The sequence below is a fragment of the Psychroflexus torquis ATCC 700755 genome, from assembly GCF_000153485.2.
Classification (GTDB): Bacteria; Bacteroidota; Bacteroidia; order Flavobacteriales; family Flavobacteriaceae; genus Psychroflexus; species Psychroflexus torquis.
Genome location: NC_018721.1, coordinates 51519 through 74027 on the forward strand (window position 1 = coordinate 51519; position 22509 = coordinate 74027).

Sequence of the window (22509 nt, forward strand, 5' to 3'; positions counted from 1 at the left end):
CAATATTAATTATCAGTGTCTTACTTGAAAAAAACTGAAATTGAACGTCGTAAAAATACCAATTATCGGTTATTTTTCAACGCTAATAACATATAGTTTTGAAATAGAAACATATAAATAATTTTGATATGTCACATGATAAAGTTGAAATTTTCGATACTTCATTAAGAGATGGAGAGCAAGTCCCTGGATGCAAACTCAATACCGAGCAAAAGCTCATTATTGCCAAAGAGCTTGATGAGTTAGGCGTAGATGTTATTGAAGCAGGATTTGCCGTATCGAGTCCTGGTGACTTCAACTCTATTGTTGCTATTTCTAAACTCGTTAAAAATGCTAGAGTATGTAGCTTAAGTCGAGCGGTTGAAAACGATATTAAGGTTGCTGCAGAATCTATTACCTACGCTAAAAGACCAAGAATCCATACAGGTATAGGGACTTCAGACTCTCACATAAAATATAAATTTAAATCCAACAGAGAAGAAATCATACAACGAGCTTACGATGCCGTAAGTTATGCTAAAACTTTTGTCGAAGATGTTGAGTTTTATGCTGAAGATGCTGGTCGTACCGACAACGACTACCTAGCTAAAGTATGTGAAGTTGCTATAAAAGCAGGAGCTACTGTATTGAACATTCCTGATACTACAGGTTATTGTTTACCTAGCGAATATGGTGCAAAAATCAAGTACCTTAAAGAGAATGTAAAGAATATTGATAAAGCCATTATTTCTTGTCATTGTCACAATGACTTAGGGCTTGCCACTGCCAATTCTATAGAAGCCGTTATAAATGGAGCAAGACAAGTGGAATGCACCATTAATGGCATAGGAGAACGTGCTGGAAATACAGCTTTGGAAGAAATCGTAATGATTTTGAAACAACATCCTTACTTAAATTTTGACACTAATATCAATACCAAACATCTTTTTAAATTAAGTCAGTTAATTTCTAAGCACATGGGTATTAGCCCACAACCTAATAAAGCAATAGTGGGAGCCAATGCCTTTGCACATAGTTCTGGAATTCACCAAGATGGGGTTATCAAAAGAAGAGATACTTATGAAATAATAGACCCCGCAGATGTAGGTGTTACAGAATCTGCTATTATCCTTACAGCTAGAAGCGGTAGGGCTGCTCTAGCTTATAAAGCTAAAAACGTCGGGTATGATTTAACTAAACTACAACTGGATGAAGTCTACGCTAACTTCTTAAATTTTGCAGATCAGCGTAAAGAGGTTAATGATGAAGACATTCACCAAATTATAGAAACAAGCAAAGTCTACAGAGATATTATGTCGGCTTAAAGATAAAACTATGAGTAAAACATTATTTGAAAAGGTCTGGGATGCACATGTTGTAGATACAATCGAAGATGGTCCCCAGATTTTATATATCGATAAGCATTTAATCCACGAGGTCACCAGCCCACAAGCTTTTCAAGAACTAGAGAGAAGAAATATTCCAGTTTTCAGACCTGAAGAAATTGTTGCCACAGCAGACCATAATACCCCAACTGTGGATCAACATTTACCAGTGAAGGACGAATTGTCAAGAAAACAACTTGCTCAATTATCCGAAAATTGTAAAAAGAACAACATAAAGCTATACGAACTTGGACATAAATACAATGGAATAGTCCATGTTATAGCTCCAGAATTGGGGATTACCCAACCTGGCATGACTATAGTTTGTGGTGACTCACACACGTCTACACATGGGGCCTTTGGTAGCATTGCATTTGGGATTGGAACAAGCCAAGTGACTCAAGTATTTGCAAGTCAGTGTTTGTTACTGACCAAGCCAAAAAGCATGAGAATAAAAGTAAATGGAACTTTGAAAAATGGTGTCCTCCCCAAGGATGTGATTCTATACATCATCTCGAAGCTAGGAACCAATGTTGGAACTGGATATTTCTGTGAATACGCAGGAGAGGTATTTGAAAATATGTCCATGGAGGGTCGAATGACCGTTTGTAATATGAGCATTGAAATGGGTGCTCGAGGAGGAATGATTGCTCCCGACCAAACTACTTTTGATTATGTGAAAGGTAAAAAGTTTGCCCCTAAAGCTGAAAAATGGAAGTCTTCACTTGATTATTGGAAGACTTTACCATCTGATAAGGCTGCCATTTTTGATAGAAAATTCGTTTTTGATGCTGAAGATATTGACCCGATGATCACCTTTGGTACAAATCCTGGAATGAGCATTAAAGTAGGGCAGAAAATTCCTGACAAAAAAGATGCTTCTTTTGAAAAATCTTTGAAATATATGAACTTTCAAAAGGGTGAAGCTATGGCAGGCAAACCTATCAATTATGTATTTATAGGGAGCTGTACAAATTCTAGAATCGAAGACTTTAGAGTTGTTGCCCATTATGTAAAAGGAAAGCAAAAAGCAAAAAACGTGACCGCTTGGCTTGTTCCAGGCAGCAGACAGGTAGAAAACCAGATTGAAAAAGAAGGCTTAAAAGATATATTCCAAAAGGCAGGATTTGAATTACGACAACCTGGCTGCAGTGCTTGTTTGGCTATGAATGATGATAAAATTCCCGAAGGTGAATATTGTGTATCTACCTCAAATAGGAATTTTGAGGGAAGACAAGGTCAAGGCTCTAGGACTATTTTAGCAAGCCCTTTGGTTGCAGCTGCTGCAGCTATTGAAGGTAGAATTGTAGATATTACTAAACAACTGAACTAAAATGGAAAAGTTTACAACCCTAAACTCAAGAGCTATTCCGCTAGATATTGAAAATGTCGATACAGATCAAATCATCCCAGCGCGTTTTTTGAAAACTACAAGTCGAGAAGGTTTTGGAGAAAACCTTTTTAGAGATTGGAGATACGATAAAAAAGGATCAGAACGATCTGATTTTATTTTAAACGACAAACTCTACTCTGGTAGTGTATTAATAGCTGGCGATAATTTTGGCTGTGGATCCAGTCGAGAACATGCTGCGTGGGCACTTTCAGATTATGGTTTTAAAGCCATAGTGTCTAGTTTTTTTGCGGATATTTTTAAAGGTAATGCCCTCAATAATGGTTTGTTACCCATTCAGGTAAGTCCGGATTTCCTTAAGAAAATTATGAAATTGATTTCTGAAAAGCCTGAAACTCTAGTAAGAGTAGATCTTGAAAGCCAAACTATTTCTATAGAAAATTCAAAGCTTAAGGAAAGTTTTAAAATTGATACTTATAAAAAAACTTGCATGATCAATGGGTATGATGACATTGACTTTTTATTGAGTAAAAAAAATAAAATAGAACACTTTGAGAATCAAAGAAAGTTACTTAACGTTTATGATTGATGGGTTTGTGCGAGTTCTGTTTCTTTTAATTAAAGAAAAAAACGAGTTGTGTAAGCACGACTTTATTCTCGTATTTATAAATATAAAGAAACGCTAAAAATAATAATAATTATAAAAAATATTAAAGATGAAATTGAATATAGCTGTTTTAGCTGGAGATGGAATTGGGCCAGAAGTAAGCGATCAAGCTATTAAAGCATTGAATGCAATTGCTTTGGAATTTGACCACAAGTTTTCGTTTAACTATGCCAAGGTAGGAGGTGCTGCGATTGACGACTGCGGAGATCCCTTCCCACAAAAGACCTTAGAGCTTTGTAAAACTAGCGATGCTATATTGTTTGGGGCAATTGGTGATCCAAAATACGATAATGCTGAAATACGTCCAGAACAAGGTTTACTTAAAATGAGAAAAGAATTAGGTCTATTTGCAAACATAAGACCTGTAAAAGCTTTTGACTCATTATTGGATAAGTCCCCTCTAAAAACCCATCTTATAAAAGATGTTGACATTAGTATTTATCGAGAATTAACGGGTGGAATTTATTTTGGAAAAAAAGAGGTAAGTCAAGATGGTAATTATGCCTCTGATTTGTGTGAGTATTCCAAAAAAGAAATTGAACGCGTAGCTCATTTAGCTTTTAAAGCAGCTAAAGCTAGACGCCAAAAGGTCACCTTAATTGATAAAGCAAATGTCCTAGAAACTTCTCGCCTATGGAGACGAACCGTTACTGAACTTTCCAAAGCTTATCCTGAGGTAAAACTGGAGTATTTGTATGTAGATAATGCTGCCATGCAAATGATATTAAACCCTAAACAATTCGACGTGATTTTGACAGAGAATATGTTTGGCGATATTATAAGTGATGAAGCAAGTGTTATCGGTGGCTCTATAGGTTTAATACCCTCAGCTTCTATTGGAGATAAGTATGCCTTATTTGAGCCTATTCATGGCTCCTACCCTGAGGCTAATGGAAAAGGCATTGCCAATCCTATCGCAGCTATTCTATCTGCAGCTATGCTTTTAGAACATTTTGGACTATTTGATGAGGCTGAAATAATTAATTATGCCGTAGAAAAATCACTGAAATTAGGCATCACTACCCCAGATTTAGGTATAAAACATGAGGAAATCTCGACTTCTAAAGTCGGTGACTTTATAGCGGATTTCATCAGTAACCCGACTGACTCCAATCATAATTTTTTAAATATTCATATTGGACAGTCGACCATAATTTAAGCTTTAAAATCTCTTTTTATTAACAACTTTCAAAACACAGCATTTCTTAAGAAATGCTGTGTTTTATTTTGGAAATTTAGCTTTTATTTCTTCTAAACAGAGATTTCCTATACTGCCTTCGTGAGTGTGGCTTTTAGCAGAATCCGAAGTATAGGTCCCTTCTTGAACTTGCTTCCCTATAGTTTGATAAGCTTCTCTAAATGACATTCCTTCAATTACCAGATTATTTATGCTATCTACAGTAGATAAATGCTGGTACTTTTCATCTGTTAAATCAATGTCTTTTACAATCACTTTTTGAATAGTATAATTAAAAATGTCAAGTATGTCTTTTACATCTTCAACTGCTGCAATGCTGTTTTCTTTTAATAATTGGAAGTCTCTATGATAACCGCTTGGCAAATTATTGGTAATTAAAACCATCTCGGTATGTAAAGCTTGAATTTTGTTGCATTTCCCTCTTATAAGCTCAAAAACATCAGGGTTTTTTTTATGTGGCATAATGCTACTCCCTGTAGTCAATTGGTCTGGAAAGGAAATAAATCCAAAATTCTGACTGTTATACAAACAGATATCCATAGCAAAACGCGACATAGTATTGCATAAACTTCCCAGAGCTAATGCTAAAGTTCGTTCGCTTTTACCACGACTCATTTGAGCAGCTACCACATTGTATTTTAATGTCGAAAAGCCTAGTTCTTTGGTTGTCAACTTTCTATTTATGGGGAATGAACTTCCATATCCAGCAGCGGAACCCAAAGGGTTCTGGTCTACCGTTTTTAAAGCCGCATCCAATAAAAAGACATCGTCTATTAACTGTTCAGCATAGGCTGAAAACCACAAACCGAAAGAGGATGGCATAGCCACTTGTAAATGAGTGTAACCAGGAAGCAAAGAGTTTTTATAGGTGTCTGCAAGCGATAGAAGCGTATCAAAAAAAGTTTTCGTTTTCGTTTTAATTTCCTTCAAATGGTCTTTATAAAACAAGTGTAAAGCAACCAAAACTTGATCGTTTCTAGAACGTGCCGTGTGAATTTTTTTACCAACTTCACCTAAACTAGTGGTCAATTCAAATTCAATTTTAGAATGAACGTCTTCAAACTGAGGTTCAATTTTAAAAGTACCTTTTTCAATTTGTTGTGCTAGACCTTTTAAACCTTGTTCTAATAGAATTAATTCGTCACCAGTTAAAATACCGATGTGCCTTAACATTTTAGCATGTGCTAGAGATGCTTGAACATCGTATTTAGCAATATGTAAATCGATTTCACGGTCGTTACCAACAGTAAATTGTTCTATTTTTTTGTCGATTGAAATACCTTTGTCCCAAAGTTTCATAAGTGTAGTTTTACTAGTTTCAAATCTCAGTTTTATAGTACTTTTTTAGTAAATTAATGTAAGTTTTAATCCCATCTTCAATTTCATTTACATAAATAAATTCATCTGCAGTATGCGATCGCGTACTGTCGCCTGGACCTAATTTTAACGAAGGGCAAGTTAATATCGCTTGGTCTGAGAGTGTTGGCGAGCCATAGGTTGTCCTTCCCAATTCTGTACCCGCTTTCACCAATTCGTGTTCGAGAGGAATAGAAGAAGAATTTAATCGAGTACTTCGAGGTATAATACTTGAGCAAGGTGCATTTTCTTGAAGAGTTTGTACAATTTCCTCGTTGGTATAGCATTCGTTCACTCTCACATCGACGACCAACTCCACCTCCCCTGGTATCGCGTTGTGTTGTTTACCTGCTTTTATTTGTGTTACGGTCATTTTTACATCACCTAAAACAGTTGATGTTCGTTCAAATTTATAATCTTGAAACCATTGCAAAACGGGTATGCAGTTATAAATAGCATTGTCGGTATTAGGATGAGCAGCATGACTAGGTGTGCCTTTTATTTTAGCATCAAAAACCACCAAGCCTTTTTCGGCAACAGCAAGCTGCATTAAGGTGGGTTCACCAACAATAGCCACCTCTATTTTTGGAATAATGGACAACATACTATTTAAGCCATTATCGCCGCTGTTTTCCTCTTCAGCAGAGGCTACGATGACTAAGTTGTACTTCAAGTCTTTCTTTGCATAAAAATAGGCGAAAGTGGCTAGTAAAGAGACCAAGCATCCACCAGCATCATTACTTCCAAGTCCATATAGCTTTCCGTCTTCAACCACAGCCTTAAATGGATCCTTGGTGTAACTACTATTAGGTTGTACAGTATCGTGATGAGAGTTGAGTAAGATCGTAGGTTTACTTTCATCAAAATATTTATTGGTTGACCAAATATTATTTTTGTGACGGTTAAATGGAATGCCTTGATGTTGAAACCAATGCTTTATAAGTTGCGCTGTCTGTTCTTCTTCAAAAGAAAAGGATGGCGTTTCTACGAGTTGTTTCAATAAGTTGATGGCTTTAGTTGTTAATTTGTCTATCATTTTGTTATGCTTGTAAAATATGTAAATGGGTTAAAAATCATTTCAGATTTGCCAATGCAGACTTTATTGACTTTATGATTAACGGCGTTTATGCTATTCTTAATTTTAGGAAGCATACCATCGGAAATTATTTTATTTTGAATTAACTCTTGCACATTATCTGGAGTTATAGATTCTATAACTGAAAATTCGTCGTTTATATCTCTTAAAACTCCACTTTTTTCAAAACAGTAATATAATTCTGTTTGGTAGGTCTTAGCCAAAGCGATAGCTAATTCTGAAGCAATGGTATCGGCATTGGTGTTTAAAAGTTGTCCATTTTTATCATGTGTAATGGCGCAAAATACAGGCGTTATATTTTGGTTAATCAATAATTCCAGAACTTCTGTATTGACTTGAGTCACATCGCCTGCAAATCCAAAATCAACTGGAGTAGTAGGTCTTTTTGTAGAGATGATGCTATTTCCATCTGCGCCTGAAAACCCGATAGCATTGCACTGGTTAGCCTGTAGATTTGCAACTATATATTTATTGATTTTACCGGCATACATCATAACAATTATATCTAGAGTGTGGACATCGGTTATACGTCTACCATCAATCATTTTAACTTCTACACCCATTTTTTTTGCCAAATCTGTCGCCGATTTTCCACCACCATGGACCAAAAGTTTAGGGCCTTTAAGGTTTGAAAAGTCTTTTAGAAACCCCAACAAAGCTTCATTATCATCTATAATATCCCCGCCTATTTTAATGACTTTAAGTGTTTTCATTCCCATACTAATCTTCCCAGAGGGAAGGGTTTTATTTATTCAAATTTTCTACGAGTTGCTTCAAAACCACTTGTGCAGCGAAGGTTCTGTTATTGGCTTGTTGCATCACAATGGACTGATTACTATCTAAAACAGCATCTTCAACCACAACATTCCGCCTTACAGGTAAGCAATGCATAAATTTCGCATTGCCTAGTTTAGCTTTGGTCATTCTCCAGTTGTCATCTTGAGATAAAATCTGACCATATTCCTTATAACTACTCCAATTTTTTACATACACAAAATCAGCATCTTTCAAGGCTTCTTCTTGATTGTAATTAATCTGTGAGTGTTTAGTAATTTCAGGGTTTAACTCATAGTCTTTAGGATGCGTGATACAAAAATCAACCTCCAAAAGCTGCATCATTTCAACAAATGAATTGGGTACAGCTTGAGGCAAAGCTTTTGGATGTGGTGCCCAAGACAATACCACTTTAGGTTTTCGTTTTGTGGTTAATTCTGAAATTGTTATCGCATCTGTCAATGCTTGTAAAGGATGTGACGTTGCACTTTCCATATTAATAACTGGAACCGATGCATATTTTACAAAGCTATTCAACACATATTCAGACTCATCCTTTTTTTTGTCTTTTAGAGTTGGAAATGCCCGAACTGCAATCACGTCTGCATATTGCGAAATAACTTGAGCCGCCTCCTTAATATGCTCAGAAGTGTTGGTATTCATAACCGTGCCATCTTCAAATTCTAACTGCCATGCGTCGTTTACATTTAAAATCATGACTTCCATACCCAAGTTTCTAGCAGCTTTTTCTGTGCTTAATCGGGTACGTAAGCTGGCATTAAAAAATAACATGACTAAGGTTTTATGCTTGCCTAATTCCGAATAAAGAAAAGGATTATTTTTCAGCGATATGGCTTGCATAATAGTCTCACTAAGATTTGAAATATCTGATATATTGGTATATTTTTTCATTTTACAATTCTAGTTTTAGGGCTTCAAATAAGAGGTCTATATGTTTTTTTTGAATAGTCAAAGGTGGGAGAATTCTAATGAGATTAGGATTTTTAGAACTTCCTGTAAATATGTGTTGATGATAAAGAAGATTTTTCCTTAAGGTAGCAACGGGAAAATCAAACTCCAGACCTAGCATTAATCCACGTCCTTTAACAGCTTTTAATTTTGGGATTTTTTCAGCTTTACCAACAAAATAATTAGACATTTCTTTGGCATTTTGCATCAAGTTTTCTTTCTCTAAAACGTCTAGGACAGAAAGCGTAGCTGCACAAGCTAGATGGTTTCCTCCAAAAGTAGTGCCTAAAAGTCCGTAAGATGCCTGGATACTTGGGTGGATTAAAATACCACCAACGGGGAAGCCATTGCCCATGCCTTTAGCTATTGAAATAATATCCGGTTTAAAATTATGCTTTTCAAAAGCGAAAAAATCACCAGTTCTACCAAAACCAGACTGTACTTCATCAGCAATTAGTACTGTATTGTATTGTTTACAAAGTTTTTCTAAACCTTGACAAAACTCAGTTGTACTTTGGTCTAAACCACCAACACCTTGAATGCATTCAACAATGACTGCACAAGTTTCGTTTTGTTTTAGAATATCTTCAACTGCATTTAAGTTACCCAACTCTACAAAATCAACACCTTGTTGAGCATTCAAAGGCGCTACAATCTTTGTATTATCTGTGGCAGCCACCGCTGCCGAAGTACGACCGTGAAAGGAATTTTTAAAAGCTAAAATTCTGTGCTTTTGATTATGAAACGATGCTAATTTTAGAGCATTTTCATTAGCCTCTGCTCCAGAACTACACATAAATAAGTGGTAGCCTTTACAAGCAGAAAGGGCTTCGAGTTTATTAGCCAATTTAGCTTGTAACGGATTCTGAATAGCATTACTATAGAATCCGAGAGTTTGAATTTGTTCTGTGATTGCAGCTACATATGTTGGGTGGGAATGCCCAATAGAAATTACTGCATGTCCACCATAAAGGTCTAAATATTCAATGCCTTTATCATCGTAAACGTAAACATCTTTTGCACTAACAGGTGTGACGTCAAATAATGGATATACTTTAAATATACTCATATCTGTTCTTTTTTAATGTTGTTAATCTTATTAAATGAAGCGACCATACCTTGTATTAGAGATGAGCTCAATCCTTTATGCTCCATTTCATTTAAGCCTTCAATGGTACACCCTTTAGGCGTAGTCACACGGTCAATTTCTTCTTCTGGATGTAGACCATTTGTAATCAATAAATTGGCAGCACCTTCACTGGTATACATAGCCAGTTCCTGGGCTTCTTTAGCATCAAAACCTAGTTGAATTGCGGCTTGAGTTGAGGCGCGAATGAGTCTCATCCAAAAGGCAATTCCACTTGCACAAATTACAGTTGCTGCTTGCATTTGAGATTCTGGAATAGCCAAAGTATGTCCTAATCTATTAAAAATAGCTTCAGCAACTTTTATGCGTTTAGCGCCTTTTTCATTACTACATAAACAAGTCATAGATTTTCCAACAGCAATTGCTGTGTTTGGCATAGCTCGAATAATGAACTGGTCGTTACCAACTAAACCTTCAATCTTTGAAATTAAAAATCCAGTTATGGTTGAAATTAAGATGTGATTTTCTGTTAGATAAGGCTTTATATCTATTAGGATTTGTTCAAAATGTGTTGGCTGAACTGCAAAGATTAAAATATCGGATTGTTTTACAGCTTCAAGGTTTTCTGTAGTTAACGTTACATTTTTATAGCCATCAAATTCTTGAATATCATTCAAATCTCTTTTGGTTAAATATAAAGATGTAATCGCATTATTTGTAAGGAGTCCTTTTGCAATGGACTTCCCTAAATTTCCTGTTCCTATGATTGCAATTTTCATGTTGTTGTGTTTTTTATTAACACCTGACAGGTTTTTAGAACTAACAGGTTTTTGGTGAACTTGTTAAAAATAATTTGCTTTCAACTGTAAGCCTTCTTTTTCATTAAAACCAAACATCAAATTCATGTTTTGAACCGCTTGCCCTGAAGCCCCTTTTAAAAGATTATCAATAATACTTGTAACTAATAGTTTGTCGTTGTGTTTATGTAAATGAAGAATACATTTATTGGTATTTACCACTTGCTTTAAATGAATAGGATCGTCGGAAACAAAAGTAAATGCTGCATTTTTATAAAAATCTGAATACATTTTTTTTGCTTCTTCTATACTTCCTTCAAACTTTGTGTATAGTGTAGAGAAAATTCCTCTTGAATGGTTCCCGCGATTTGGCATAAAATTAATTTCTGAATTAAAATTAGACTGTAATTGATTTACAGTTTGGTTAATCTCCGCTAAATGCTGATGTGTAAATGCTTTGTAATGCGAAAAATTGTTGTCCCTCCAAGTAAAATGTGTCGTTGCTGATAGAGAGGTTCCTGCTCCAGTAGCTCCTGTCACTGCGTTAATATGTACATCATCTTTTATACCATTGGACTTGGCTAGTGGTAATAATGCCAATTGAATTGCGGTTGCAAAACATCCTGGATTTGCAATATAATTCGCTTCTTTAATAGCTTTTTTTTGTAATTCTGGCAAACCATAAACAAAGGCTTTTCCATTTAAATTAGAATCTGCTTCTAATCTAAAATCAGTGCTTAAATCAATAATTTTTGTGGTTTCAGAAAAGCTGTTTTTTTCTAAAAATGCTTTAGAATTACCATGACCTAGACATAAAAACAAAACATCGATCTCCGAATTTATTTTGCTTGAAAACACCAAGTCTGTTGACCCAATTAAATCCTGATGGATTTTACTGATTTTATGTTCAGCATTGGAAGTGCTATAAATAAAATTAATGTGAGTTTCAGGATGATTGAGTAGTAGTCTTATCAATTCTCCCGCTGTATATCCTGCACCGCCTATTATACCTACCTGTATCATGATTCTGAATTTACCTGTTGATAGATTTTATTCTGATTACCAAATATTTTAATGAATCCTTTGGCTTCTTCTGCCGTCCATCCTTTGTTCTCTTCTCCATAACTCCCGAATTTGGCATTCATTAAATCATGCTTAGACTCTATACCATCCAACATAAAATGATAAGGCTTTAAACTCACAACCACATTTCCAGAAACTTTGGCTTGACTGCTTTCTAAAAAGGCCTCCGTATCTCTCATCACTGGATCTAAATACAGACCTTCATGTAAATGCATCCCATAGAAACTAGATAAGTATTCTTTATGCTGAAGTTGCCATTTGGTGAGTGTATGTTTTTCCAGTAAATGATGAGCTTTGATAATAATTAGAGCTGCAGCGGCTTCAAAGCCAACCCTCCCTTTAATGCCAACAATGGTATCCCCTACATGAATATCTCTACCAATTGCGTATGCCGAGGCTAGTTTGTTTAATAACTCGATATTTTTCTCTGGTGAATTTTTAGTGCTGTTTAAAGCTACAAATTCACCTTTTTCAAAGCTTAAGATAACTTTTTCACCTACTCCTTTTTTAAGTTGTGAAGGATATGCTGATTCTGGTAATGGATTTTGAGAGGTCAAAGTCTCCTTGCCACCAACACTTGTACCCCACAGTCCTTGATTGATAGAATATTTTGCTTTATCCCATGGCATCTCAATACCATTGGACTTCAAATAATCTATTTCTTCTTGTCTGGTTAATTTTCCATCTCTTATTGGTGTTATAATTTCTATTTCAGGTGCTAAAGTTTGAAAGATCATATCAAAACGCACTTGGTCATTACCAGCACCTGTACTGCCGTGAGCTATATATTGGGCATTGATGCTTTTAGCGTATTGAACAATTTCAATAGCTTGAATAATACGTTCAGCACTTACAGACAATGGATAAGTATTGTTTTTTAGAACATTACCATAAATAAGATATTTAATCACCTTTTGATAATACGATTGAATAGCATCGATATTTTGATAGGTTGCCACACCCATTTTAAGGGCTTTAGCTTCGATTTTTTTAATTTCTTCTGAAGTAAATCCTCCTGTATTTACACTTACGGCATGTACTTCGTATCCTGCTTTTGATAGGCTTACTGCACAATATGACGTATCTAAACCACCGCTGTAGGCTATAACTAATTTTTTCATTTTTTATCTTTTTTTAGAAAAATGGACTGTTTCAATTCTTTTATTCGCTTCCATATTTTTTTATCAAATGGGTGTTTTTTTGTTTTAGGTTCTTTTTCGGCTTTAGGGTCAAAAAGCATTCCTGTGCACAAGCACATTTTCTGATTTGTTCGTTGAAGTATATCGTAATTTTTACAGGTTTGACAACCGTTCCAAAAAGACTGATCATCTGTTAATTCAGAAAAGGGCATAGGTTTGTAACCCAAATCGCTATTCATTTTCAAAACAGCTAATCCCGTAGTAATGCTAAATATTTTAGCGTCTGGGAATTTAATTCTGGATTGATCAAAAATTTTCTGCTTAATCTGTTTTGCCAAGCCAATATTTCGATAATCGGGATCTACAATTAAGCCTGAATTGGCTACAAATTTACCATGGCTCCAAGATTCAATGTAACAGAAGCCTGCAAACTGATCTCCGTCTAAAGCGATAACAGCATCACCCTTTTTCATTTTAGCGTTAATGTATTCAGGCTCTCGCTTAGCGATACCAGTACCCCTAATTTGTGCAGCTTTAGCAATAGCTTGGCAAATAATTTCAGCATAAATACTATGCGACTTATCAGCAATAAGAATTCTCATTGTGATTGATGTTTTAAAAATTAAGAAAAAAAATTAGAGTTTGAAAAGTAGAACCGAACACATCTAAGTTCTGAAAATAGAATAGCCCCTAAGGGCGACGAAATAGATTAAAAAAACTAATCGAAGTTATAGCAGTATTAAAACTGACTAGTGAATTTTTATATGTGATGTGAATAGACATAATGATAAAATAAAATTATGATAAAAGAAATTATAGCTTTGGAGAGATAAAAACTAGCTACGGCGGAGAATTTCTATTATTAGATTGTGTGGTATAATTTTATTTTTGGGTGATTCCATATTTCAAATATAAAATTATTATTCATATAACCAATTAAAGATCAAATATTTATTCCAATTATTAGCGTTAAACTAAAAATTGAAACAAATCTGGTTTATTGTTTAAGTAATCTCCATAAAACTTTTTGTCTTTCATACGCTTTATTAAAGGATCGAAGTCTTCTTTCGATTTCAGTTCTAATCCTACTACTGCGGCACCGTTTTCTCTATTGGTTTTTTTGGTATATTGAAAGTAAGTAATATCGTCATCAGGCCCTAAAATTTCAGCAACGAACTGACGCAAAGCTCCAGCCCTCTGAGGGAATTTGACAATAAAATAGTGTTTTAACTGAGCATACAGCATAGCTCGTTCTTTTATTTCTGCAGTTCGCGTAATATCGTTGTTACTCCCACTTATAACGCAAACTACATTTTTACCTTCAATTTCTTCTGCATAACGCTCTAAAGCAGCGATACTAAGAGCTGCTGCAGGTTCCGCAACAATAGCCTCTTTATTATATAAATCTAATATAGTCTGGCAAATATGACCTTCATCTACAGTTATCATATCGTACAAGTTTTGCTTAGCGATAGAAAAAGTCAAATCACCTACACGTTTCACAGCTGCTCCTTCTACAAAGTTTTCAATTGTATTCAGTTCAATATTTTCATCATTCTTTATAGAATTTGACATGGAAGGAGCTCCTTTAGGCTCTACCCCAATTATTTTGGTAGACGGAGATAAATGCTTAAAAATAGAGGAAAGTCCTGACGCTAATCCACCGCCCCCAACGGGAAGAAACACGTAATCTATTGTTTTTTCTTCAGATTGGTTTATAATTTCAAGACCAACCGTAGCTTGTCCCTCAATGACCTTTGGATCGTTAAACGGGTGTATAAAGGTCTGGTTTAATCTGTCGCTTTGTTCCATAGCTGCATGATAAGCGTCATCAAAACTATCTCCAATCAAAATGATATTTACAAATTCTTCCCCAAACATTTCCACCTGATCTATTTTTTGATTGGGTGTTGGGGAAGGCATAAAGATTGTTCCTTTAATCTTTAAAATTTTACAAGAAATAGCAACACCTTGGCCATGATTTCCGGCACTAGCGCAAACAATTCCGTTTTTTATTTCATCTTCTAAAAGTGAAGACATTTTATTGTAAGCTCCTCTTATTTTATAAGAACGAACTTGTTGTAAATCCTCTCTTTTGAAAAAAATATTGGACTTGTATTGCTTCGAGTATCTTAAATTATGGCTTAAAGGAGTAACAATAGCGACCCCTTTAAGATTTTCGGATGCTTTTATCACATCCTCAAGTTTTGGGAAATAAGCAGTTTCTACTTCCATATTATAAAGTGACTTTTTCTTTAGATTCTTTTTTGAGACCTTTCATGGCTATCATCGCTGTTCTCAAGCGTTTACCTACCTTTTCTATAGGGTGATTTCTTATCTCAGCATTTACCTCTATCAATTTAATGTTATCGAGTTCATCTGCGTTAGGATAAGGCTGCCCAATAACTGAAGTATCTAGAGACTCCATAAAATCGGCTAACAACGGCTTGCTGGCATGATCAAATAAATAGCAACCATACTCTGCTGTATCAGAAATGACTCTATTCATTTCAAATAATTTTTTTCTCGCAATAGTATTGGCTATTAAAGGTAATTCATGTAAAGATTCATAATAGGCAGAATCTTCAATTATCCCAGCACTTACCATGGTTTCAAAAGCTAATTCAACTCCTGATTTAGCAAAAGCAACGAGAAGGACAGCGTTGTCAAAATACTCTTGTTCATTGATATGTGCTTCGGTTAATTTTGTTTTTTCGAAAGCAGTTTCACCTGTTTCAGCCCTCCATTTTAAGAGATTAGCATCATCATTAGCCCAGTCTTCCATCATAGTTTTAGAAAAATGACCAGAAAGGATATCGTCCATGTGTTTTTCGAATAAAGGTCTTAGAATAGTTTTTAATTCTTCGGAAAGTTTAAAGGCTTTTATTTTAGACGAGTTAGAAAGACGATCCATCATATTGGTTATCCCTCCGTGTTTAAGAGCTTCGGTAATGGTTTCCCATCCGTATTGAATTAATTTTACAGCATAGCTTGGCTCTATACCTTCATCTATCATTTTGTCGAAAGATAAAATAGCACCAGTTTGTAGCACTCCACAAAGAATCGTTTGTTCTCCCATCAAATCACTTTTCACCTCAGCAATAAATGAAGATTCTAGAACACCCGCTTTATCTCCGCCAGTGCCTACTGCATAGGCTTTTGCTTGTTCCCAGCCTTTCTGTTCAGGATCATTTTCAGGATGAACCGCTATGAGAGTTGGAACCCCAAAACCTCTTTTGTACTCTTCTCTGACTTCTGTTCCAGGACATTTTGGTGCGACCATAATCACGGTGATGTCCTTTCTTATGTCCATTCCTTCTTCCACAATATTAAACCCATGAGAATAACTTAAAGTCGACCCAGTCTTCATCAGAGGCATAATACTTTTAATCACATGAGTATGTTGTTTATCTGGGGTTAAATTCAAAACCAAATCCGCCTCTGGGATCAATTCTCGATAAGTTCCCACTCTAAAATCGTTTGACTTCGCATTTTTAAAAGAATCTCTCTCCTCATCAATAGCCGCTTGTCTAAGAGCATATGAAATATCGAGGCCAGAATCCCTCATGTTAAGACCTTGATTTAAGCCTTGAGCTCCACAACCAACGATCACGATTTTCTTGCCTTTAAGGACTTTTACTCCACCTTCAAACTCAGAAGATTCCATAAACCTACATTTACCCAACTGTTTGAGCTGTTGTCTTAAGCTTAGTGTGTTAAAATAATTTGCCATTTTACTGTGTTTTAGTTTTAAAATACCTTGAGCATTTCACTTATTTTCATTTCATCCTTGGTTACCGCTATGCGACCAGATCGAGTAAATTGCATGATTCCAAAGGCTTTTAATTCTCTATGAAATAATTCGATATCCTCAGTTCTCCCCGATTTTTCTAAAACAAAAAACTCTCGGTTCACGTGAACTATCTTTGCATTGCTATCTTTGATAATGTTTTGAATTTGTCGTTCTTCAAAAAGGAATTCTGATTTTATTTTGAACAAACACGATTCTTGGTAAATGATCTCATCTTCTTTATGATAATAAGCCTTGATCACTTCCACTTGTTTTTCTATTTGTCCGATGATTTTCTTCATTCGATCTTCTGACAGTTCTACAACAATAGTCCATTTTGAAATATGGTCAATTTCAGAAGACGACGTATTAATACTTTCAATATTGATATGTCTTCGTTGAAAAATAGCAGAGATCCTATTTAGTAATCCAATGTTATTTTCGGTATAAATCGAAACGGTATAGACTTTATTTTCACACATATTATTCTAATCTTATTTCTGAAACACTCGCTCCTGAGGGTATCATTGGAAATACATTACCTTCTTTTTCAACACAAACTTCCAAGAAGTAAGGACCAACACTTGCCATCATTTCTTGAACAGCCAACTTTAATTCTGATCGCTTAGTCACTTTTTGAGCATCTATATAATATCCTTTAGCAATAGCTACAAAATCTGGATTTGTCATTTCTGTAGAGGCATATCGTTTATCAAAAAACAACTGTTGCCATTGCCTTACCATACCCAAAAACTCATTGTTTAAGACCACTATTTTTAGGGGTATTCTTTGTTGAAACACAGTTCCTAACTCTTGAATAGTCATTTGGTAACCTCCATCACCAATAATTGCAATGACATCGCGTTCTGGAGCAGCCATTTTAGCTCCAATGGCCGCCGGAAGAGCAAAACCCATAGTTCCTAATCCACCGGAAGTAATATTGCTTTTTGTAATATTAAAGTTTGAATATCGGCAAGCGATCATTTGATGTTGACCTACATCACTTACAATAGCGGCATTACCTTTTGTCTGGAGATTGATCTGGTGAATAACTTCGCCCATAGTGAGGCCTTCTTTTGTAGGATGAATATCATTCTTGATAACTTTATCATATTCAATAGCATATAAATCTTTGAATTTCTGATGCCAATCGGAGTAGGTTTTTTCTTCCAAATAAGGTAATAACTGAGTCAAACTATCCTTAGCATCGCCAAGAATTGCAATATCCGCAGTCACATTTTTATCAATTTCAGCAGGATCAATTTCAAAATGAATGACTTTAGCCTGTTTGGCATAAGAGTCTAGATTACCTGTGACTCTATCATCGAATCTCATGCCTATAGCAATAAGGACATCACATTCGTTTGTGAGCATATTGGGGCCATAGTTACCATGCATACCGACCATCCCAACATTCAAGGAATGAGAAGTAGGCAAGGCAGAAGCTCCTAGAATAGTCCACGCTGCTGGAATACCTGATTTTTCAACTAGGGCTTTAAAAATGTCTTCAGCTTCACTTAAAATGATCCCTTGACCCCAAACAATAAGAGGCTGCTTTGCCGAATTTATTAATGCTGCTGCTGCTTCAATTTGTTTTTTGTTCACTATAGGAACAGGCTTATAGCTTCGTATACCTATACATTTTTGATAAGAAAAATCAAATTCTTCAAACTGAGCATCTTTAGTGATATCGATTAAAACAGGACCTGGTCTTCCGCTTTTAGCAATGAAAAAAGCTTTAGCAAGAACCTTGGGAATGTCCTCAGCTTTTGTAATTTGGTGATTCCATTTGGTAACAGATGTAGAAATTCCTATAATATCTGTTTCTTGAAAAGCATCACTTCCTAATAAGTGAGAAGATACTTGACCCGTAATGCAAACCAAAGGAGTAGAATCTATTTGAGCATCTGCAATACCAGTTACTAAATTTGTCGCTCCTGGGCCTGATGTTGCTATGACTACTCCTACTTTACCCGAAATTCTAGAATAGCCTTGAGCCGCATGAGTCGCTCCTTGTTCGTGGCGAGCCATGACATGGTGAATTCGATCTTGATATTTGTAAAGTTGATCATAAACAGGCATTATAGCTCCACCAGGATAACCATATAAGGTTTCAACTCCTTCTGCCATCAAGCATTTCATCAATGCCTCACTACCCGAAATACTTTCTTTAGTGATTGTTTTTTCTTTTTTTTCAAGGGTATAACTTTCTTCCATTCTTGCCGATTTTTTCTTCTTTTTAAACTATTCTTAAAATTCGTCTGTTACGCACCCTTTTGATGCAGAATTAACCATTCTCGCATATTTATAAAGAACACCTCGTTTAAATTTTAAATTTGGTGCCTTCCAATTTTTTTTCCTTTTGATGAGCTCCTCATCAGATACTTCTAAATTGATACTGTTTGTCTCGGCATCAATAGTGATATAATCCCCTTCTTCAACAAGGGCAATCGTGCCGCCTTCTTGGGCTTCTGGAGTGATATGCCCAACTACAAAACCATGAGTTCCTCCAGAGAATCTTCCATCGGTAATCAAAGCGACATCTTTGCCTAACCCTGCTCCCATTATTGCAGCAGTAGGTTTCAGCATTTCTGGCATACCTGGACCTCCTTTAGGGCCTTCATAACGGATAACCACTACATCTCCTTTTTGAACTTTTCCATCTCTAATTCCGTCATTAGCTTTGTATTCCCCTTCAAAAACCTTGGCCTTTCCTCGAAATTTTAAACCTTCTTTTCCTGTAATTTTAGCAACACTGCCCTCTTCAGCTAAATTCCCAAAGAGCATTCTTAGATGTCCTGAGATTTTAATAGGGCTTTCTATTGGTTTGATGACCTCCTGACCTTCTTTAAGATCCTCTACATCACGTAAATTTTCTGCTAAAGTTTTTCCTGTAACGGTTAGGCAGTCTCCATAAATAAGGCCTTTTTTAAGCAAATATTTCAAAACTGCTGGAATTCCACCTACCTCATGTAAATCTTCCATAAGGTACTTACCACTCGGTTTTAAGTCTGCTAAAAAAGGAGTATTATCGCTAATCGTTTGAAAATCAGTTAAAGTGAAATCAATTTCAGCGGCTCTAGCAATTGCTAAAAAATGTAAAACAGCATTTGTAGATCCTCCTAAAATTGTAATTAACCGTATGGCATTTTCTAAAGATTTTCTTGTAATTATATCTGAAGGTTTGATGTCTTTTTCCAATAAAACTCTCAAAGCTTCACCTGCTTTAATAGACTCTTGTTTTTTTTCTGGACTAAGCGCTGGATTGGAAGAATTATAAGGTAAAGTCATTCCTAAAGCTTCTATAGAAGAGGCCATCGTATTAGCAGTATACATCCCTCCACAAGCACCAGCTCCAGGACACGCTTTTTCTACAATGCTTTGGTATTCTTCTTCTTGCATGGTTCCAGCCACTTTACTTCCCCAAGCTTCAAAAGCGGAAACCACGTCCAATTTTTTTCCATTATGACAACCAGAATCGATGGTTCCTCCATAAATCATAATGCAAGGTCTGTCGAGTCGAATCATCGCTATTAATGCACCGGGCATGTTTTTATCGCAGCCTACGACAGTAATTAAACCATCATAACTCATAGCTTGAACAACAGTTTCCATGGAGTCTGCGATGATATCCCTAGAAGGTAGAGAGTAACGCATTCCTGGTGTGCCCATAGAAATTCCATCACTCACCCCTATGGTATTAAATATTAAACCTATAATATCTTCATTTGCTGTCCCTTGTTTAGCGAGTTTAGCGAGATCGTTTAAATGCATATTACAAGGATTCCCTTCGTATCCAGTACTAGCAATACCAATGATAGGCTTAAAAAAATCTTCTTTAGTTAGACCTATAGCATGCAGCATAGCTTGAGCAGCTGGTTGAGTAGGATCTTGAGTAACGGTTTTGCTATACTTATTTAGTTCCATTGTATCTGTTTCATTTTCAAAAATCAAATCTAAATTTTAAAGGGATGATGACTCTTTTGAAATGAAAGTAATTGTTAAATTCAATCACCAAAAAATAAACACAAAACATTAATGTTCAGATGTTTAATCAATACATATTGGAATACTCAACTCTTTAAATTTTTATTTTTTTTTGAACATGATGAAATCGCTTAGCCCAAGATTTAATTTTAGAGTGTTGTGATCGCTTTTGGAATGGAGTAGAAAAGTCTTTCTACAGGCATTAAATACTAGTCAGGCATAGACAATCTGTTATGCCAATTTAAACCTATAATGTCGCAATAAATCGTTCTACCAAAACGAATTCGGCACAGGCTTTTTATCAAAAATAAGTATTGCAGCTAGAGCTATGCTTGTCATTTTTAACTTCTATCAATCAAGAAACCTCTGCTTAGCTAGGTTGCAGTAGACTTCAATTTTGTGTCATTTATATATTTCCAAGCTTCAGTACTATCGATGTCCAAGTTGCTAGAAAAAGTGAACTAAACGGTTAACACGAGTAATATCTCATTAGCAGTATTGGGAGTAAATTCAGAAGAAAATATAATCTGCTAAAAGCTCAACTCCTTTAGTTGAGTAAAATAGATTTAAGTTCATCGTAAGTAGAGATTTTGATGGACTTTTTCTCTTTATTAATCACAGCCTTAATCTGTGATGGCAGCTCTACTTTCGTGTCAATAGCTTTTTCTACAGTTTCCAAAAATTTGCTAGGATGAGCGGTCTCTAAAAACACACAATGGGTATCTGGATATTTTTGTTGATACTCTTTTGCAGCTAAAAAACCGATAGCTCCATGCGGATCTGCTATATAATTATAATCGCTATAAAGCTCTTTAATCCCTTCTACAGTTGAACTATCTGAAAAGCTACTCGAAGACAAGTGAGCCTTGAGATTGCTAAACTCATTTTTGAATAGTTCTTGAATTCTAATAAAATTACTAGGATTACCAACATCCATAGCATTACTTATAGTTTGTACTGTAGGTTTTGGCTGGTAATTTTCGGTTTCCAAATAGTCCGTAACAACTTGATTAGTGTTGTTGGCGGCAATAAAATGATGAATAGGTAAGCCTAATTTTTGTGCCATAAGCCCAGCGCAAATATTTCCAAAATTGCCGCTAGGGACAGAAAAAACAATTTTTTTATGATTTTTATAAAGCTGTTTGTAAGCAAAGAAAAAATAAAACATTTGAGGCAACCAGCGAGCCACGTTGATGGAATTAGCCGAAGTGAGTTGAATGTGATCTGTAATTTGACGATCTAAAAAGGCTTTCTTCACCATGTCTTGGCAATCATCAAAAAAACCATCGACTTCCAGTGCGGTAATATTCTGTCCCAAAGTAGTGAGTTGCTTCTCCTGTACTTTGCTCACTTTATCCTTAGGGTAAAGTATGACCACCTTGACACCTTTTACGCCTAAAAAACCGTTAGCGACTGCTCCCCCCGTATCTCCGGAGGTAGCCACCAAAACCGTTATATCATTTTTTTGTTCAGAATGAAAAAGCCGGAGGCATCTGGACATAAACCTCGCGCCAACATCTTTAAAAGCCATCGTTGGACCATGAAATAACTCTAGAGAAGATATGTTTTTATCTAAAGTCACCACGGGGAAGTCGAAACTAAGAGTTTCAGAAATAATCCGTTTTAAGTCCTCATTTGAAATTTCTGCTGTAACAAATTGATGAATAGCTTCAAAAGCAATCTCTTCATAAGATAAATCCCCTATGGATTCGAAAAATGAATTTGGTAATGGTTTTATTGAGGTTGGAAAATATAAGCCTTTATCTGATGCTAGTCCTTTGAGGACCGCTTCTTTAAAACTTACTTCTGGGGCTTGTTTGTTGAGTGAATAAAAATTCATTTTGGTATTTT

General features: G+C 35.6%; 19 protein-coding genes. 4 read left to right on the top strand and 15 right to left on the bottom strand.

Annotation, left to right across the window (positions count from 1 at the left end; genetic code table 11):
* Positions 1 to 128 precede the first annotated feature (128 nt).
* From P700755_RS00230 to leuB, 4 genes are all read left to right on the top strand, one after another.
* Positions 129 to 1304, top strand: a complete 1176-nt coding sequence (locus tag P700755_RS00230; protein WP_015022744.1) for a 2-isopropylmalate synthase — start codon at positions 129 to 131, stop codon at positions 1302 to 1304.
* A 10-nt stretch (positions 1305 to 1314) separates the two neighbouring features.
* Positions 1315 to 2697 (top strand): 3-isopropylmalate dehydratase large subunit, encoded by a 1383-nt coding sequence (gene leuC / locus P700755_RS00235; RefSeq protein ID WP_015022745.1) that lies wholly within the window; start codon positions 1315 to 1317, stop codon positions 2695 to 2697.
* 1 nt (position 2698) lies between these two features.
* Entirely contained in the window at positions 2699 to 3304 is a 606-nt protein-coding gene (leuD, locus tag P700755_RS00240) for a 3-isopropylmalate dehydratase small subunit (RefSeq protein WP_015022746.1), read from the top strand.
* 127 nt (positions 3305 to 3431) lie between these two features.
* Positions 3432 to 4541: a 3-isopropylmalate dehydrogenase gene (gene leuB, locus P700755_RS00245; protein WP_015022747.1), complete on the top strand. Its 1110-nt coding sequence runs from the start codon at positions 3432 to 3434 to the stop codon at positions 4539 to 4541.
* 63 nt (positions 4542 to 4604) lie between these two features.
* On the opposite strand, the gene argH is transcribed toward leuB, so the two are convergent.
* The 15 genes from argH to thrC form a co-directional block, all read right to left on the bottom strand.
* Positions 4605 to 5879: an argininosuccinate lyase gene (argH, locus tag P700755_RS00250; RefSeq protein WP_015022748.1), complete on the bottom strand. Its 1275-nt coding sequence runs from the start codon at positions 5877 to 5879 to the stop codon at positions 4605 to 4607.
* Between the two features lie 19 nt (positions 5880 to 5898).
* Positions 5899 to 6972 carry a M20 family metallo-hydrolase gene (locus tag P700755_RS00255; protein ID WP_015022749.1) on the bottom strand — a complete coding sequence of 358 codons (1074 nt, stop codon included), beginning with the start codon at positions 6970 to 6972 and terminating at the stop codon, positions 5899 to 5901.
* Positions 6969 to 7751, bottom strand: coding sequence for an acetylglutamate kinase (gene argB / locus P700755_RS00260; RefSeq protein ID WP_015022750.1), 783 nt, complete (start codon positions 7749 to 7751; stop codon positions 6969 to 6971). The genes P700755_RS00255 and argB overlap by 4 nt, the downstream gene beginning before the upstream one ends.
* 25 nt (positions 7752 to 7776) lie before the next feature.
* Positions 7777 to 8718 (bottom strand): N-acetylornithine carbamoyltransferase, encoded by a 942-nt coding sequence (locus P700755_RS00265; RefSeq protein ID WP_041758089.1) that lies wholly within the window; start codon positions 8716 to 8718, stop codon positions 7777 to 7779.
* A 1-nt stretch (position 8719) separates the two neighbouring features.
* A complete protein-coding gene (locus P700755_RS00270) occupies positions 8720 to 9844 on the bottom strand; it encodes an aspartate aminotransferase family protein (protein ID WP_015022752.1) in 1125 nt (374 codons plus the stop codon).
* Positions 9841 to 10641, bottom strand: a complete 801-nt coding sequence (gene proC / locus P700755_RS00275) for a pyrroline-5-carboxylate reductase (RefSeq protein WP_015022753.1) — start codon at positions 10639 to 10641, stop codon at positions 9841 to 9843. Before proC ends, P700755_RS00270 begins: the two co-directional genes overlap by 4 nt.
* Positions 10642 to 10704: 63 nt before the next feature.
* Positions 10705 to 11682, bottom strand: coding sequence for an N-acetyl-gamma-glutamyl-phosphate reductase (argC, locus tag P700755_RS00280; RefSeq protein ID WP_015022754.1), 978 nt, complete (start codon positions 11680 to 11682; stop codon positions 10705 to 10707).
* A complete protein-coding gene (locus P700755_RS00285; RefSeq protein WP_015022755.1) occupies positions 11679 to 12863 on the bottom strand; it encodes an argininosuccinate synthase in 1185 nt (394 codons plus the stop codon). The genes argC and P700755_RS00285 overlap by 4 nt, the downstream gene beginning before the upstream one ends.
* Positions 12860 to 13483, bottom strand: coding sequence for a GNAT family N-acetyltransferase (locus tag P700755_RS00290; protein ID WP_015022756.1), 624 nt, complete (start codon positions 13481 to 13483; stop codon positions 12860 to 12862). Before P700755_RS00290 ends, P700755_RS00285 begins: the two co-directional genes overlap by 4 nt.
* A gap of 367 nt (positions 13484 to 13850) precedes the next feature.
* A complete protein-coding gene (gene ilvA, locus P700755_RS00295; protein ID WP_015022757.1) occupies positions 13851 to 15116 on the bottom strand; it encodes a threonine ammonia-lyase in 1266 nt (421 codons plus the stop codon).
* Position 15117: 1 nt separating this feature from the next.
* Positions 15118 to 16614, bottom strand: coding sequence for a ketol-acid reductoisomerase (ilvC, locus tag P700755_RS00300; protein WP_015022758.1), 1497 nt, complete (start codon positions 16612 to 16614; stop codon positions 15118 to 15120).
* A gap of 17 nt (positions 16615 to 16631) precedes the next feature.
* Positions 16632 to 17153: an acetolactate synthase small subunit gene (gene ilvN / locus P700755_RS00305; protein ID WP_015022759.1), complete on the bottom strand. Its 522-nt coding sequence runs from the start codon at positions 17151 to 17153 to the stop codon at positions 16632 to 16634.
* 1 nt (position 17154) lies between these two features.
* Positions 17155 to 18888 carry a biosynthetic-type acetolactate synthase large subunit gene (ilvB, locus tag P700755_RS00310; RefSeq protein WP_015022760.1) on the bottom strand — a complete coding sequence of 578 codons (1734 nt, stop codon included), beginning with the start codon at positions 18886 to 18888 and terminating at the stop codon, positions 17155 to 17157.
* 33 nt (positions 18889 to 18921) lie between these two features.
* Positions 18922 to 20598, bottom strand: coding sequence for a dihydroxy-acid dehydratase (gene ilvD, locus P700755_RS00315; RefSeq protein ID WP_041758090.1), 1677 nt, complete (start codon positions 20596 to 20598; stop codon positions 18922 to 18924).
* A gap of 607 nt (positions 20599 to 21205) precedes the next feature.
* Positions 21206 to 22498: a threonine synthase gene (gene thrC / locus P700755_RS00320; RefSeq protein ID WP_015022762.1), complete on the bottom strand. Its 1293-nt coding sequence runs from the start codon at positions 22496 to 22498 to the stop codon at positions 21206 to 21208.
* Positions 22499 to 22509 lie beyond the last annotated feature (11 nt).

What these genes read in the sequence shown, in the direction of transcription:
- ilvD (WP_041758090.1), bottom strand. Translation starts at nt 20,598, where the DNA reads ATGGAACTAAATAAGTATAGCAAAACCGTTACTCAAGATCCTACTCAA.
- ilvN (WP_015022759.1), bottom strand. Translation starts at nt 17,153, where the DNA reads ATGTGTGAAAATAAAGTCTATACCGTTTCGATTTATACCGAAAATAAC.
- argH (WP_015022748.1), bottom strand. Translation starts at nt 5,879, where the DNA reads ATGAAACTTTGGGACAAAGGTATTTCAATCGACAAAAAAATAGAACAA.
- ilvB (WP_015022760.1), bottom strand. Translation starts at nt 18,888, where the DNA reads ATGGAAGAAAGTTATACCCTTGAAAAAAAAGAAAAAACAATCACTAAA.
- argB (WP_015022750.1), bottom strand. Translation starts at nt 7,751, where the DNA reads ATGGGAATGAAAACACTTAAAGTCATTAAAATAGGCGGGGATATTATA.
- leuC (WP_015022745.1), top strand. Translation starts at nt 1,315, where the DNA reads ATGAGTAAAACATTATTTGAAAAGGTCTGGGATGCACATGTTGTAGAT.
- P700755_RS00270 (WP_015022752.1), bottom strand. Translation starts at nt 9,844, where the DNA reads ATGAGTATATTTAAAGTATATCCATTATTTGACGTCACACCTGTTAGT.
- ilvA (WP_015022757.1), bottom strand. Translation starts at nt 15,116, where the DNA reads ATGGAAGTAGAAACTGCTTATTTCCCAAAACTTGAGGATGTGATAAAA.
- P700755_RS00265 (WP_041758089.1), bottom strand. Translation starts at nt 8,718, where the DNA reads ATGAAAAAATATACCAATATATCAGATATTTCAAATCTTAGTGAGACT.
- ilvC (WP_015022758.1), bottom strand. Translation starts at nt 16,614, where the DNA reads ATGGCAAATTATTTTAACACACTAAGCTTAAGACAACAGCTCAAACAG.
- P700755_RS00255 (WP_015022749.1), bottom strand. Translation starts at nt 6,972, where the DNA reads ATGATAGACAAATTAACAACTAAAGCCATCAACTTATTGAAACAACTC.
- leuB (WP_015022747.1), top strand. Translation starts at nt 3,432, where the DNA reads ATGAAATTGAATATAGCTGTTTTAGCTGGAGATGGAATTGGGCCAGAA.
- P700755_RS00230 (WP_015022744.1), top strand. Translation starts at nt 129, where the DNA reads ATGTCACATGATAAAGTTGAAATTTTCGATACTTCATTAAGAGATGGA.
- P700755_RS00285 (WP_015022755.1), bottom strand. Translation starts at nt 12,863, where the DNA reads ATGAAAAAATTAGTTATAGCCTACAGCGGTGGTTTAGATACGTCATAT.
- leuD (WP_015022746.1), top strand. Translation starts at nt 2,699, where the DNA reads ATGGAAAAGTTTACAACCCTAAACTCAAGAGCTATTCCGCTAGATATT.
- P700755_RS00290 (WP_015022756.1), bottom strand. Translation starts at nt 13,483, where the DNA reads ATGAGAATTCTTATTGCTGATAAGTCGCATAGTATTTATGCTGAAATT.
- argC (WP_015022754.1), bottom strand. Translation starts at nt 11,682, where the DNA reads ATGATACAGGTAGGTATAATAGGCGGTGCAGGATATACAGCGGGAGAA.
- thrC (WP_015022762.1), bottom strand. Translation starts at nt 22,498, where the DNA reads ATGAATTTTTATTCACTCAACAAACAAGCCCCAGAAGTAAGTTTTAAA.
- proC (WP_015022753.1), bottom strand. Translation starts at nt 10,641, where the DNA reads ATGAAAATTGCAATCATAGGAACAGGAAATTTAGGGAAGTCCATTGCA.